Source organism: Parazoarcus communis (assembly GCF_003111645.1).
GTDB lineage: Bacteria > Pseudomonadota > Gammaproteobacteria > Burkholderiales > Rhodocyclaceae > Parazoarcus > Parazoarcus communis_A.
This window is the reverse complement of record NZ_CP022187.1, coordinates 1,534,749-1,548,395: the sequence shown is the minus strand read 5'-3', so window position 1 is coordinate 1,548,395 and position 13,647 is coordinate 1,534,749. Positions and strand designations below refer to the sequence as shown.

General features: G+C 64.0%; 16 protein-coding genes. 8 read left to right on the top strand and 8 right to left on the bottom strand.

The window, feature by feature from the left end; all coding sequences use genetic code 11:
* Positions 1–46: 46 nt before the first annotated feature.
* From CEW83_RS07060 to CEW83_RS07045, 4 genes are all read left to right on the top strand, one after another.
* Entirely contained in the window at positions 47–892 is an 846-nt protein-coding gene (locus tag CEW83_RS07060) for a 23S rRNA (adenine(2030)-N(6))-methyltransferase RlmJ (protein WP_108948721.1), read from the top strand.
* Entirely contained in the window at positions 889–1,242 is a 354-nt protein-coding gene (locus tag CEW83_RS07055) for a nucleotide pyrophosphohydrolase (RefSeq protein WP_108948720.1), read from the top strand. The genes CEW83_RS07060 and CEW83_RS07055 overlap by 4 nt, the downstream gene beginning before the upstream one ends.
* Positions 1,243–1,383: 141 nt before the next feature.
* Positions 1,384–2,967: an inorganic phosphate transporter gene (locus tag CEW83_RS07050; protein ID WP_108948719.1), complete on the top strand. Its 1,584-nt coding sequence runs from the start codon at positions 1,384–1,386 to the stop codon at positions 2,965–2,967.
* A 20-nt stretch (positions 2,968–2,987) separates the two neighbouring features.
* Entirely contained in the window at positions 2,988–3,320 is a 333-nt protein-coding gene (locus CEW83_RS07045; protein ID WP_108948718.1) for a DUF3301 domain-containing protein, read from the top strand.
* Positions 3,321–3,374: 54 nt separating this feature from the next.
* Here CEW83_RS07045 and folE read toward each other — a convergent pair whose 3' ends face one another.
* The 3 genes from folE to fabI are packed head-to-tail and all read right to left on the bottom strand — an operon-like array spanning position 3,375 to position 5,479.
* Positions 3,375–4,028: a GTP cyclohydrolase I FolE gene (gene folE / locus CEW83_RS07040; RefSeq protein ID WP_108948717.1), complete on the bottom strand. Its 654-nt coding sequence runs from the start codon at positions 4,026–4,028 to the stop codon at positions 3,375–3,377.
* A gap of 59 nt (positions 4,029–4,087) precedes the next feature.
* Positions 4,088–4,684: a hypothetical protein gene (locus tag CEW83_RS07035; RefSeq protein WP_108948716.1), complete on the bottom strand. Its 597-nt coding sequence runs from the start codon at positions 4,682–4,684 to the stop codon at positions 4,088–4,090.
* A gap of 15 nt (positions 4,685–4,699) precedes the next feature.
* Complete coding sequence (gene fabI / locus CEW83_RS07030; RefSeq protein WP_108951247.1) at positions 4,700–5,479, bottom strand: enoyl-ACP reductase FabI; 780 nt, start codon at positions 5,477–5,479, stop codon at positions 4,700–4,702.
* Between the two features lie 205 nt (positions 5,480–5,684).
* On the opposite strand from fabI, the gene CEW83_RS07025 reads away from it, so the two are divergent.
* From CEW83_RS07025 to CEW83_RS07015, 3 genes are all read left to right on the top strand, one after another.
* The gene (locus CEW83_RS07025) at positions 5,685–6,185 is read left to right on the top strand and encodes an HAD domain-containing protein (protein ID WP_108948715.1); all 501 of its coding nucleotides are present in this window, start codon (positions 5,685–5,687) and stop codon (positions 6,183–6,185) included.
* Between the two features lie 177 nt (positions 6,186–6,362).
* Positions 6,363–7,142, top strand: coding sequence for a hypothetical protein (locus CEW83_RS07020; RefSeq protein WP_108948714.1), 780 nt, complete (start codon positions 6,363–6,365; stop codon positions 7,140–7,142).
* Between the two features lie 21 nt (positions 7,143–7,163).
* Entirely contained in the window at positions 7,164–7,712 is a 549-nt protein-coding gene (locus CEW83_RS07015; RefSeq protein ID WP_108948713.1) for a YaeQ family protein, read from the top strand.
* A gap of 6 nt (positions 7,713–7,718) precedes the next feature.
* Here the strand turns inward: CEW83_RS07015 and CEW83_RS07010 are convergent, their stop codons facing one another.
* The 4 genes from CEW83_RS07010 to cspE all read right to left on the bottom strand — a co-directional run bounded on the left by CEW83_RS07010 (position 7,719) and on the right by cspE (position 12,141).
* Positions 7,719–8,618, bottom strand: a complete 900-nt coding sequence (locus CEW83_RS07010) for an alpha/beta fold hydrolase (RefSeq protein WP_108948712.1) — start codon at positions 8,616–8,618, stop codon at positions 7,719–7,721.
* Between the two features lie 99 nt (positions 8,619–8,717).
* The gene (locus CEW83_RS07005; protein WP_108948711.1) at positions 8,718–9,722 is read right to left on the bottom strand and encodes a serine/threonine protein kinase; all 1,005 of its coding nucleotides are present in this window, start codon (positions 9,720–9,722) and stop codon (positions 8,718–8,720) included.
* The gene (locus tag CEW83_RS07000) at positions 9,723–11,789 is read right to left on the bottom strand and encodes a DEAD/DEAH box helicase (protein WP_108948710.1); all 2,067 of its coding nucleotides are present in this window, start codon (positions 11,787–11,789) and stop codon (positions 9,723–9,725) included. It lies immediately after the preceding gene.
* 142 nt (positions 11,790–11,931) lie between these two features.
* Positions 11,932–12,141: a cold-shock protein gene (cspE, locus tag CEW83_RS06995; protein WP_108948709.1), complete on the bottom strand. Its 210-nt coding sequence runs from the start codon at positions 12,139–12,141 to the stop codon at positions 11,932–11,934.
* Between the two features lie 316 nt (positions 12,142–12,457).
* Between cspE and ylqF the strand changes: the two genes are divergently transcribed.
* Positions 12,458–13,378, top strand: coding sequence for a ribosome biogenesis GTPase YlqF (gene ylqF, locus CEW83_RS06990; protein WP_108948708.1), 921 nt, complete (start codon positions 12,458–12,460; stop codon positions 13,376–13,378).
* 29 nt (positions 13,379–13,407) lie between these two features.
* Here ylqF and CEW83_RS06985 read toward each other — a convergent pair whose 3' ends face one another.
* Positions 13,408–13,647, bottom strand: a complete 240-nt coding sequence (locus CEW83_RS06985) for a hypothetical protein (protein ID WP_108948707.1) — start codon at positions 13,645–13,647, stop codon at positions 13,408–13,410.

Below are 13,647 nucleotides of genomic sequence, written 5' to 3'. Positions count from 1 at the left end.
TGTTCGTGGTGGTAGCATTCCACGCCTTCGCCTACTGTTTCCGCCCATGCTCAGTTATCGCCACGCCTTCCATGCAGGCAATCACGCCGATGTGCTCAAGCACCTCGTGCTGCTCGAACTGCTCGACTATTACAACCGCAAGGACAAGTCCTGGGTGTATATCGACACCCATGCGGGCGCGGGCTGTTATGCGCTGGACGGCGATCAGGCAGAGAAGACGTCGGAGTTCGTCGATGGGGTGGGGCGCTTGTGGGATTGCGACGATCTGCCTGCGCCACTGACCGCTTATGTGAAGGCGGTGCGTCAGTTCAATCCGCATGGCCGGCTGGTGTTCTACCCGGGTTCGCCCGCGCTGGCGATGACTGTTGCGCGGCCGCAGGACAGGTTGCGTCTGTTCGAGCTGCATCCGGCCGACGCGGTGTCGCTGCAGCAGACCTTTGCCACCGAGACCGAGCGCGTGCAGGTCAGGAAGGCGGACGGCTTCTCCGGTCTGCGCTCACTCCTGCCTCCGCCGTCGCGTCGCGCCGTGGTGCTGATCGACCCGCCCTATGAGGTGAAGGACGATTATCGCCAGGCAGTGGATACCCTGCGCGATGCCATGCGGCGTTTTCCCACCGGCACCTACGCGCTGTGGTATCCGATGCTGGCGCGGCCGGAAGCTCGGCAGCTGCCCGAGCGACTGGCGGCACTCGGGGCCGAGAGCTGGCTCGACGTACGTCTGGCCGTGCGGGGCGCACCCAAGGATGGTTTCGGCATGTTCGGCAGCGGCCTGTTCGTGGTCAATCCGCCGTGGGTGCTGCCCGAGCGGCTGGAGGCGGTCCTGCCCCGGCTGGTCGAACTGCTGGGTGAGGATGCAGAGGCGGGCTTCGACCTGGAGCATCACATCGAATGAGCAAGGACGCGTTGCACGAGGTGCGGGACAGCCTGCGCCGTTTTGCGGAGGAGCGTGACTGGGGGCAGTTTCACACCCCCAAGAACCTGGCGATGGCGCTGGCGGGAGAGGCCGGCGAAGTGATCGAGCACTTTCAGTGGCTGAGTGCTGAGCAGTCGGCGGCGCTCGACGACAGGACGCGGGAAGAGGTCGCCCTCGAACTCGCGGACGTGATGCTCTACCTCGTCCGCCTGGCTGACGTGCTTGAGGTGGATCTGGCCGATGCTGCACGCCGCAAGCTGGCGATCAATGCCGAGCGCTACCCGGCAGACAAGGCCCGCGGGCGTTCCGACAAGTACCACCGCCTCTGACGGACCGGCCCATCCCGGCCCCGGTTTGTTGTGCCGATGCCGCGGGACCTTCATCTTCAAGACCCGTATTTTTCGGTTGTCGTTGGGAACTTGTCTTTTTTCTGAAACAATGGCGAATTCCCGATTTCCGGATGCATTTGCATGGATCTCAAAAATATCAACGACATAGAGCGCGCCACGGCGCACGGTCGCAGCGAGCTGTTCAGGATTGGCATTGCCTTCCTCTTTATCGTCGGCGTGATGCTGTACACCGCGATACGCGGCCAGGGCGAAGGCAGCATGGTGCTGGTGATCGCAGCGATGATCGGCGGCTATATGGCGATGAACATCGGCGCCAACGACGTCGCCAACAACGTCGGCCCTGCGGTCGGCTCCAAGGCCTTGACGCTCGGCGGCGCGCTGGTGATTGCCGCAATCTTCGAGGCTGCGGGCGCCCTGATCGCCGGTGGCGAAGTGGTTGGCACCATCCGCAGCGGCATCATCAATCCGGACATGCTGCACGACTCCGCCGAGACCTTCATCTGGGTCATGCTCGCAGCCTTGCTCGCAGGGGCGCTGTGGCTGAACTTTGCCACCGCAGTGGGGGCACCGGTCTCGACCACGCACTCCATCGTCGGCGCCGTGCTCGGTGCCGGTGTGGCAGCGAGGGGCTTCGATATCGTCAATTGGAGCTCGATGTCGGCCATCGCATCGAGCTGGGTGATCTCGCCCGTGCTCGGCGGTCTGGTCGCTGCTTTTTTTCTTTACGTGATCAAGCGCAGCATCACCTATCAGGCCGACATGGCCGCCGCTGCGCGCAAGATGGTGCCGCTGCTGATCGGCTTCATGGCGTGGAGTTTCGGCGCCTACCTGTTGCTCAAGGGGCTTGGCAAGGTCTGGAAGCTGAGTTTCATCGAGGCGCTGATCTACAGTTTCGGCTTTGCCGTCATCGTTTTCGGTGTCGTGCGTCATCGCGCGAGTCGTGAAGTCCACGTGATCGCCAACACCAAGAGTGGTGTGAACAAGCTGTTTACGATGCCGCTGATTTTCGCTGCGGCATTGCTGAGCTTCGCGCATGGTTCGAACGACGTCGCCAACGCGGTCGGGCCGCTGGCTGCCATTGTCGATGTGATCACGTCGGGTGGCGTGATCAACGACAAGGCTGCCATTCCCTTGTGGGTGATGGGGGTGGGCGCTGCCGGCATCGCGCTCGGGCTTGCGCTGTTCGGTCCCAAGGTCATCCGCACTGTGGGGACGGAGATCACCGAGCTTGATCAGATGCGCGCCTACTGCATCGCGATGGCGGCGACCATCACCGTGATCGTCGCCAGCCAGCTCGGCCTGCCCGTCAGCTCGACCCATATTGCGGTGGGAGGCGTGTTCGGCGTCGGTTTCTTGCGTGAGTACCTGAAGAGCAACTACGACCGCATGATGGCCGAGATCAAGGCGCACCACCCGGAAGGCGACCAGGCTGCCATCGACGCTTTCCTCGTGCTGTTCAACAAGGCCTCGGTTGATGAGAAGGGCGACATGCTGCGGGACCTCAAGCTGCGCTCCAAGCGTCGCGAGGACCCAGCCAACTTCTCCAAGGTCGAGCGCAAGGGCTTGCGCAAGGTCTATAAACGGCAACTGGTGAAGCGCTCACAGCTCATCCGGATTGCTGCGGCCTGGGTGATTACGGTGCCGGCCTCGGCGCTGATGGCCGCGCTCATCTTCTACATGATCCGGGGCATGATGATCAGCTGATGCAGTGCTAATCTGTGTCCATGTCCATTGCTGAACTCTCCGCGCTGTCGCTGCTGGGCCTGCTGGCCTGGTTCTGGTTCGACAGCCTAAAGGCGCGCGAAACGGGTATTGCCGCTGCGCGCAATGCGTGCGAGCGCGAAGGGGTGCAACTGCTCGACGAGACCGTCGCCGGCCGCTCACTGCGGCTTGCGCGCGACGAAGACGGACGCATGGCGATACGGCGTGCGTACGACTTCGAGTATTCCGGGTCGGGCTTCGATCGTTACCGGGGGTCTGTCGTGCTGCTCGGGCGCGAGGTGACGATGCTGGACATCACCGAGCACCGCAGCACGGTGCGCCAGCTCTTTCCCTGAACTTCCCTCGTTGTTCGGCGGTGCGTGCTGCCTGCCTGCGCAGGCGGCCGGTGGTCAGCGCATCGTGTGGTCGATGGCGCGCAGGAACTCGTTGCGCAACTGGGGTGACTGCTCGAAGCTGCCGGCAAAGGCCTGGGTGATGACGCGCTCGTCGCCGCGGCGATCTTCTCCGAGCAGCAGACACAATTGCTCGGCCTCGATCACGCAGGCCGCTCCCGCCGCGTGGCCGTGCCTGATGAGGGCGTCGACGATGTCGCGCGTCATCCATTCCTGGTAAGTGAAACGGTGGCCAATGGCGTCCACCAGTCGCGCGATGCGGCCGAATCCATGTAGCCGCCCGCCCGGCACATAGCCGACATGGGCGTAGCCGCGGAACGGCACCAGGTGGTGAGGGCAGACGCCATGAATGGCAATGCCGCGCACGACGACCATGTCCCGCCGTTCGTCTTCGAACCCGTCGCCGAGGGCCTCGGCGGGGTCGAGTTCATAGCCGCCAAGCAGTCGTTTTTGCCACAGTTCGCGCACGCGCTGCGCGGTGCGCCCGGTGTGGCTCGAGTCGGGCGTGATGCCACTGGCGCGCAACAGATCCGTAATCGCCTGCTCGAATGCAGGCGCATCAAAGCTTCCCGTGCGCGGGATGCCGATGCTGCGTGGATGCGGCGCCGGCACGTGCTCGTGCCCTGCGTCGTGTTCTAGGTCCTGATTCATGACTGTTTTCCGTTGCCCGAACGGGAATGATACCCCTCGTGCCCGGAAGGGGCGCTGCTTCAGGCGATGAACACCGGGTCTGAAAACACCAGCGTGCCGTCCTTGCGCATCATCAGGTTGTTTGCGTTGAGGATGTCGGGCAGCACGTGATACTCCTCGACAAAGTCGGACAGTGCCTTGAGCGCCTGTTGCAGGCTCTCGCTCACATCCAGCGGGCTAACCGTCATGTGGTAGAGCGCGATGCGGCCCATGTCCATTCCGAGTCGGCTCCACTGCTGACAGGCCGACCAGTAGCACTCGATCATGCGCGTCGCAAGATCGGCGGCCGGAGAATCGGCGTTGAGCGGGTAGAGGCGCTCCATCTCAAGCAGGTGAAAGGGATAGCCTGACCGCGAGCGACCGATGATGCCGTGGTCGGCATACACGATCGGAAAGTGTTCGCCCTGGGGACGGTCTTCGGCGGTGTAGAGAAAATAGTCGGCGGGAGAGCTGACGATCTTGTAGACCCGCTCGTCGTCGCCCTTGTCGATCACGATCGAATATTCGCCCCGACCGATCTCCTGTTTGCCGTCGACCAAGGGATGCGCGGGCACCGGGTCCGGGAGGACCAGGCACTCGCGCCCCAGTTCCGCACGCGCTCTCTCGAGATCGATCAAGGACAGCCCCTTCGATCAGCCCATGATGTTGTAGCCGGCATCCACGAAGTGTACGCCGCCGCTGATCAGTCGGCCAGCGTCGGAAACCAGGAAGGCGGTGAGGGCGCCGATGTCTTCCGGCGTCACCAGGCTGTGCATCGGGGCGCGTTCAACCGCTGCGGCCATCAGTCCGTCGAAACCCGCGATGCCCGATGCCGCACGCGTCATCAGCGGGCCGGGGGAGACCGCATTGACGCGGATGTTCTTCTCGCCCAGTTCTGCGGCCATGTAGCGGGTGGCTGCTTCGAGGGCCGCCTTGCACAAACCCATCACGCCATAGTTGGGGATGACCTTCTCGGAGCCGAGGTAGGTCATGGTCACGAGCGAACCGCCACCTGCCTTGACCAGCAGCGGCTCGACCATCTTGGCGAGGCGCACGAAGGAGTGGGTGGACACGTCCATGGCGAGCGCAAAGCCGTCGGCCGAGGTGTCGACCACACGGCCGTGAAGGTCGTCGCGCTTGGCAAAGGCCATGCTGTGGAGCACGAAATCGAGTTTGCCGTAATTGGCATCGATCTGTGCATAGACGTTGTCCATGGTTTCGGGCTTGGTGACGTCCAGCAGGTAGGCGTCCTTGACGCCGAGACGATGAAGCACCGGCTCGATGAAAGCGCGCGTCTTTTCGTTCTGGTAAGTAATGATCAGCGTCGCACCAGCCTGGGCGCAGGCCTCGGCAACACCGGTCGAGATCGACTTCTCGTTGGCGATGCCTGTGATCAGGCCGACCTTGCCTTGCAGATTGATGATTGGGGTCATGATGGGCTCCATGTGTCTACGCGTGAAAGATTGGCTTGCACCGACCTATTCGACCAGACGAAGATTACGGCCGTGGTCGGGCACAGAAAAAGAAACTTTTGTGTGCGGTGCACAAAAACTGGATTCCAGTATATTCTGCATTGCAGCATCAATGAACCCACTGTCGAAAAAACCTTTTTTCAGACAGTGCTAAAGAGCACAACGAATGAATCGAACGACCTACATTTTCATGGATTTCGACGGGGTGACCCACCCTTGGGGCGAGGTGGAGGATTTCCGCTGCCTGCCGCTGATCGAAGCCGTGATTCGAGAGTTCGAGGAAGCGCGCATCGTGATTTCGTCGGACTGGCGCATGCTGTTTTCGCTGCAGAAGCTGGTCGCCCGCTTCTCCGAAGACATCCGTCCGCGGGTCGCGGGCGTAACGCCGCACATGCTGCCCAAACTGGGCTCGGAGCTTCACGGCCTGCGTGAGCGCGAATCCATGCTCTGGCTCGCACAGCACGAGCCCGACGTCGCCTCGGCGGCCTGGTGTGCGATCGACGATGCACCGGGCAACTGGCTCAGCCGCTCGCGGCTCATCCTGACCGATTTCAAGCGCGGCTTTACCGAAGAGGATGCGGGTGCCCTGAGCCGGATGCTGACATCGCTGCGCGACGGCGTTCCGACCCTGGAAAAGCCGCGCTCCAGCTTCCGCTGGGCATCCTGAGCGCGCGCCGGGCTGCAGAACTGCGGCCGGCGCGTTTCAACCCCCGCATCGTGGCAGTGCTGCGAAACTGACCGCCTCGCTGCACTGCCCAGCCTGACTCTGTCTGCAATGCAAGGCCTTCGTTGCCCGATTGCGTCCTGATCGGCACAATATGCGCCCGCTTTACGGAACCGAGTCATGTCATCAGCGCCCTCCACCGATACCGTTCTGCCCGCAGACCCGCTGCAAAAGCTGGCCGCGCCCGAGGTGCAGCGTCAGGCCGCACGCACGGCGCAGGACGCCTTTGCGCGCGTCTTCCGGCTCAGCATCGAAGCCTCTGATCAGGAGCGTGCCGAGGGCGTGACCGCTTTGTGCGAGGCCATGCGCAACTGGGCTCGCGCGGGGGAGGGCGAAGATGCACGGGCCCTGCGCCTGGCCATGCTGGTGGCCGGTGCGGACCAATGGGGTCTGGCCTGGAGTCAGGCCTTCGGTCTCACCGCAATTCCGGCGCTCTCCGAGCTTCTCGGCGCGCTGCGCACCGGGCTCGATGCGCAGGCTGAGTCCCGCTTTCTTCAGCAGTTCGAGGCGCTGACGGCGGCCGAGGCCAATGCGATCGATTTCAAGGTCGAGCTGCGCCGCGGGATTCACCTCGCGCTGTGGCATTCGTCGATTGCCAGCGAGAATCGCGACGAAGCGCTGCGCCTGGCGGGCCAGCTCGGCAGCCTGCTGCTGGCGCTGGTCGGGAACATGCCGGGTGCAGGCTGGCGCCTGGTGGCCGATGCGCTGGCACATATCCAGATTCGCTGCCTGTCCGAAGGGCTGGCGGCAGAGGGCGTGGCCCAGGAGGCCACGCAGGCGCTCTTCGCCTCGCTCGCGCGCGAGTTGCCGGCGCCGCAGCGCGATGTGGTCATGGCTCATGCGGCTCAGGCCGTGGTGGCCTGGCAACGTGCAAACCGTCCGTCGGATACGGTTCATTAAGTTTTTACTGAGGCGGTTCGGATGGCACTGAAGGCAACGATTTACAAGGCTGAGCTGCAGATTGCAGACATGGATCGCAGCTACTACGGCGACCATGCGCTGACGCTCGCCCGGCACCCGTCGGAAACCGACGATCGCATGATGGTGCGCCTGCTCGCCTTCGCACTCTATGCCGACCCGGCGCTGAGCTTTGGCAACGCACTCTGCGTCGATGACGAGCCCGATCTGTGGGAGCGTGACCTGACCGGCGAGATCAAGCGCTGGATCTTCGTCGGGCAGCCTGACGAGAAGTGGATTCGCAAAGCCTGCGGCCGCTCGGACAAGGTGGTGGTCATCAACTACGGTCGGGCCGCCCCTGTCTGGTGGGAGGGCATCAAGGCCAAGCTCACGCGCCAGCAGAGCCTCAGTGTGCTCCGCATCGCACCCGAGGTGGCCCCAGCCCTGGCGCGCCTCACGGATCGCAGCATGCGCCTGCAATGCACCCTGCAGGACGGTCATGTCTGGGTAACTAACGGTGAGGAAACGGTCGAGGTCGCGCCCGAGTTGCTGATGGGGCCGGCCAGATACTAATCGACCCTATCCGCCGGGCTGGCGCTGCGCGTCCTTGCTGAGAAAAGCGCAGATGGCCTCGGCGCTGCGCGCCGGATCTTCCTGCATGAAGCAGTGGCCGCCAGGCATCACCTGCTCGCTGACTACCGGATTGCTGTCGCGCCAGCGGGTGATGCCCTTGGCTGCAAACGGGTAGGTTTTGTCCCCGCGCAGCACATGCGTCGAGGTGGTGATTCGCGCCAGCGACGACCACAGTCGGCGCGGGTAGGAGCTGAAGATCTCCGCTTCGCGGGCCGGTCTGCATTTGAGTTCGACCCCGCCTTCCGGCGTGTTGCGCAACGCATGATTGACGTAAGACCACAAGGCTTCTTCTTTCCAGCCCTTGAACATGCCGCGCTCGTGCAGCGAGGTGAATGCCGACTGGCGATCGGGCCAGTGGTGGCGGCGCTGGCGGGTGCGGCGGGCGAGGGTGTTGCGTGAGTACAGCCCGACGACGTCGGACAGGGCCATCAGTCCGATCATGGCGGGTGGAAAGAGGACCGGGTCGAGCAGGACGGCACGTGAAAACTGATCAGGCGCTTTGGCCAGCATCAGGCTGGTAATGACGCCACCGAAGCTGTGCCCGACCGCGAACACCGGCACATCGCCGAAGAGGGTGCCGCGTGCGCGCCATGCTTCCAGACACAGCGCGGCCGTGCGGTTCCAGCCATGAAAGCGGCCGCCGTGGTCGCTGTCTCCGTGGCCCTGGATGTCCGACAGGAAGAGATCGAAGTGGGGCGTGAGGCGCGCCAGCATCGGCTCGTAGGTCCGACCGCAGTATCCGTTTCCGTGTACGAAATGAAGCACCGGTTTGCCCGAGGGCAGGGAGTGCTCTCCGCGCAGCGTGAAACCGGCAGAGCAGGAGTGATACCAGGCCTGAAGTTGCATGTTGAACGAATGGAAGGGCTAGACGCGTGGCACGAGTTTAGCGCTCGTTGTCGCAGTTGTGCTCCGCAATGTCGGCGTAACCGGACGCTTGTCCGGGGCTCAGGCTGGCCAGAGCGGCGGCTCGTCCATCAGCGCAATCTGTTCACGCAGTTCGAGCACGCGGTCCTGCCAGTAATGCTGTGTGTTGAACCACGGAAACGCGGCGGTGAAGGCGGGGTCGTTCCAGCGTCGTGCGAGCCACGCCGAATAGTGGATGAGGCGCAGCGTGCGCAAGGCTTCGATCAGGTGGAGCTCGCGCGGTGAAAAGTCCATGAAGTCCTCGTAGCCGGCGAGGATGTCGGCGAGCTGCCCGACCTGCTCGTGGCGCTCACCCGAGAGCAGCATCCACAAGTCCTGAATCGCCGGCCCCATGCGCGCATCGTCGAAGTCGACGAACTGCGGCCCGCCGCCTGCGCCCTGCTGCCACAGTACGTTGCCCATATGGCAGTCGCCATGCAGGCGCAGTGAGGCGAACTTGCCTGCACGGTCAAAGGCGCGGCGCACGCCGTCGAGCGCCTGATCCGCCGTGCTCTTCCACGCCGGAAGGATGTCGGCGGGAATGAAATCGTGTGCGAGGAGCCAGGCACGGGGTTCTTCGCCGAAGCTGGCGATATCGAGTGCCGGACGGGACTTGAACGGGTGCAGCGCACCGACGGCATGGATGCGGCCGATGAACCGGCCCAGCCACTCCAGCGTGGCCGGATCGGACAGTTCCGGTGCGCGTCCGCTCAGGCGCGGGAACAGCGTGAAGCGCATGCCGTCATGGAGGTGCAGGCTGCGGCCACCGATGATGACCGGCTCCGCCACCGGGATCTCGCGTTCGGCCAGTTCCGCGGTGTAGCTGTGCTCCTCGAGGATGGCTGCGTCAGTCCAGCGCGCGGGACGATAGAACTTGACCACCAGCATCGGGCCGTCTTCGATGCCGACCTGATAGACGCGGTTTTCGTAGCTGTTGAGTGCCAGCAGGCGGCCGTCAGGCCGCAGGCCGACACTCTCCAGTGCATCGAGGACGAAGTCCGGTGTCAGGCCCGCAAACGGCGCCCCGCTGCTTGCGGTGGCGGGCACTCAGTCTTCCCTGCGCTTTTTCGGCTTGCCGGCCGAGAAGGGCGCAGAGCCCGAGCGATCGGGGCCCGAGCGCGAAGGGCCGCGATCGTCGCGACGCGGGGCACCGCTCCACGGCTTCGGCGCACCGGGCTTGCCATAGCTGCCGGCGGGCTTTTCATAGCCACCGGCAGGCTTGTTGCCCCAGGCCGGCTTGCCCTCACCGCCTGCGGGGCGGGGCGGGCGGCGATCGCCGAAGCTGTCGTCCCGGCGCGGCGTGTGCTCACGGCGCGGGCTGTCCTCGCGGCGCGGTGCGTGGTCGCCACGCGGTGCATGGTCGCCGCGCGGCGCGCGCGGACGCTCGGGGGTGGCCAGCGCCTCTTCGTCGGTCAGCGGGCGGATGTTGAGGGCGCACTGCTTGACCCGGGTGCGCTTGAGCACGCCCAGCAGGTCGTCGGGCAGGTTGGCCGGCAACTCGACCGTGGAGAAATCGTTGAAGAGGTGGATCTGGCCGATGAAGCGACCGTCGATTCCGCCTTCGTTGGCGATTGCGCCGACGATCTCCTTGGGGCTCGCGCCCTGGTTGCGACCGACTTCGATGCGGTAGCGCGCCAGCGCGCCATCGGCAAACGAGCGGCGGCGGGCGAGGATCTCGTCCCGGTTCGGGCGCTCGGTGCGCTCACGCGGTGCGCCGGTGGTGAAGTGCTCTTCGCGCGGAGGACGACCGCCGGCGCTGGTCGCGGTGGTCGCCACGTCCCAGCCACGGCCGGACTCTTCGACCTGCAGCGGGCGTTCGCGCTGGGCAAGGTAAGCCAGTGCGGCGGCGATCTCGTGTGCCTGAAGTTCGTTTTCTTCGGTGAGGCTATTGACCACGTCCATGAAGAAACCGAGGTCCTGGCCGCTCAGGGTGTCCAGAACCAGTTGCTTGAACTGGTTCACCCGCAGCGTGGAGACTTCCTCGCGGCTGGGGAGGGCGATGGGTTCGATCGGCTGGCGGGTGGCGCGCTCGATGGTCTTGAGCATGCGCGTTTCGCGCGGCGCGACGAACAGGATCGCCGAGCCTTCGCGGCCCGCACGGCCGGTACGCCCGATCCGGTGCACATAGGCTTCGGTGTCGTAGGGGATGTCGTAGTTGATGACGTGGCTCACGCGCGGCACATCGATGCCGCGGGCGGCGACGTCGGTTGCCACGACGATGTCGAGCGCGCCGTTCTTGAGTTGCTCGATGACGCGTTCGCGCAGGCCCTGCGTCATGTCGCCGTTCAGCGCTGCAGCAGCATAGCCGCGGGCGGCGAGCTTGTCGGCCAGCTCTTCGGTCGCAATCTTGGTGCGCACGAAGGTGATGGCTGCGTCGAAGGTTTCCTCGGCATCGAGGATGCGGGTCAGCGCGTCGAGCTTGTCCACGCCGCGCACCAGCCAGTAGCGCTGGCGGATCTTGGCAACGGTGGAGGTCGATGAACGGATCTTGATTTCTTCGGGTTCGCGCAGGTGGCGACGTGCCACGTCACGAATCACGTTGGGCATGGTGGCCGAGAACAGCGCCGTCTGCCGGGTTGCCGGGGTGTGATCGAGAATCCATTCGACGTCGTCGATGAAGCCCATGCGCAGCATTTCGTCGGCTTCGTCGAGGATCAGCATCTTGAGCGCGTCGAGCTTCAGGCTGCCGCGTTCGAGGTGGTCCATGACCCGGCCCGGCGTGCCGACGATGACCTGTGCGCCGCGCGACAGCTGGCGCAGCTGCACCACCATGCTCTGCCCACCATAAACGGGCAGGACGTGGAAATTCTTCAGGTGATGAGCGTATTTGCCAAAGGCTTCGGCCACCTGGATGGCAAGCTCGCGTGTCGGGGTGAGCACCAGCACCTGCGGGCGGGTGTCGGCGATGTCGAGCATCGCCAGCGCGGGCAGTGCGAATGCGGCCGTTTTTCCGGTGCCGGTCTGGGCTTCGCCCAGCAGGTCACGTCCTGCGAGCAGGTGCGGGATACACGCTGCCTGGATCGGGGATGGCGTTTCATAGCCGACTGCGGCGAGTGCCGAAAGCAGATTGTCGGGCAGGCCCAGCTGGGCAAAGGATTCGATGGGTTCGGTCATGGCAGAGGATGATGCGTAGTGAGGCCGGGGCCAGGGGGCGCGGTGATCTGCAGCCGGGACAATGTCCCAGTATGGCTGTCCGGCACCACAAAAACAAAAACGCGGCCCTGAGGCCGCGTTCTGATTGATCAGCGAGGGCTGATCAGAGCGGGCGGATGTTGGCCGCCTGCAGGCCCTTGGGGCCGTTCTTGACTTCGAATTCTACGCGCTGGTTCTCGGCCAGGCTCTTGAAGCCCTTGCCTTGAATTTCGCTGAAGTGTGCGAACAGGTCGTCACCGCCCTGTTCCGGGGTGATGAAGCCGAAGCCCTTGGCGTCGTTGAACCACTTGACGGTACCGGTTTGAGTGCTCATTTTGCGTTCCTTTAAAACATAAGAAGGGGCTCGCGCCCAGAGTGCAGGAACGATCAAGAAACAAGTATCGAGGGAATCAAACCGTAAAGTTCGCGGAACGAACACGCGGAAACGACACCACAAAGACAACTGCTTGAATCGACTGCGACGCCACAATACACGGTTTTATTGGGGTGTGGGATTTTTTTTTGATTCGTCATGCAACCGGACAGATATGACGATGACGAGGCGGAACATAAGCTGGAGTGTGCTGCGGATTCAGATCTGGCCGGAAGATGGGATAATGCAGACCCTTTTTTGTTAGTCCGGACTTCCGATGCCCATCCAGTGGTTCCCCGGTCACATGAACTCCGCGCGCCGGAAAGCTGCAGAGACGCTGGCTGCGATTGATGTCGTCATCGAAGTGACCGATGCCCGCCTGCCCGAAGCCAGCAGCAATCCGATGATCGGAGAGTTGCGCCGCTTCCGCAATCGCCCCTGTCTCAAGCTGCTTAACAAGGCGGATCTCGCAGATCCGGTGGCGACGCAGGCGTGGATGGATTTCTACAACCGTCAGCCCGGGGTGAAGGCCGTGTCGATTTCGGCCAAGAAGCCGGCTGACGTGGCACGCATCACCGGCTTGTGTCGCCAGCTCGCGCCGCACCGCAGCGACAACATCAAGCCGCTGCGGATGATCCTGATGGGCATCCCCAACGTGGGCAAGTCCACGTTGATGAATGCCCTGATCAAGCGCAAGGTGGCCAAGGTTGGCGACGAACCGGCGGTGACCAAGAGCCAGCAGACGCTCGATCTCGGTCCCGGCCTGACGCTCACCGATACGCCCGGACTGATGTGGCCCAAGATCGACTACGATTCCGACGGCTTCATGCTCGCGGCGAGCCATGCGATCGGCCGCAATGCGGTGATCGACGAGGAGGTCGCGGCCTTTCTGGGTGACGTGCTGCTTGAACGCTACCCTGCGCTGCTCGCCGCCCGCTATCGCATTGACCCGTCGAACTTCGACGGACCGGGGCTGGTCGAGGAGGTCGGACGTCGTCGCGGCTGCCTGCAGAAGGGGGGCGGTCTCGACCTGGAGAAAGCCGCTCAGATCCTGTTGCTCGACTATCGCAGCGGCGCGCTGGGCAGGATCAGTCTGGAAACCCCCGACAGCCGCAGCCAGATGCTTGCGGCTGCGCTTGCGAACGGGCCCGCGCCGGTCAATCCAGACCTTGCAGTGGATGAGGACGAAGAAGAATAAGAGTGGCCGGGCTGGGGGCTTCGCTGCCCTCAGCTGTCAGTCGCTGAACCGTCTGGCGTATTGACGGGCAGGATTTCGATCCATTGCAGCCACTGGCCACAGGCGTTGCGCGGCCCGCGCAGGGAGCCGTGCCATGGGCCTTCGGTGCATTTGCCGCGGTTGTTTGCCGGGTCGAGCTCGACCGTGCTGCCGTCTGCGGCCAGCTGACGCGTGCCGTCCCAGCGCTGGCAGGTCGGGCAGCGGCGCAGCTCGGCGATTTCGACCGCCAC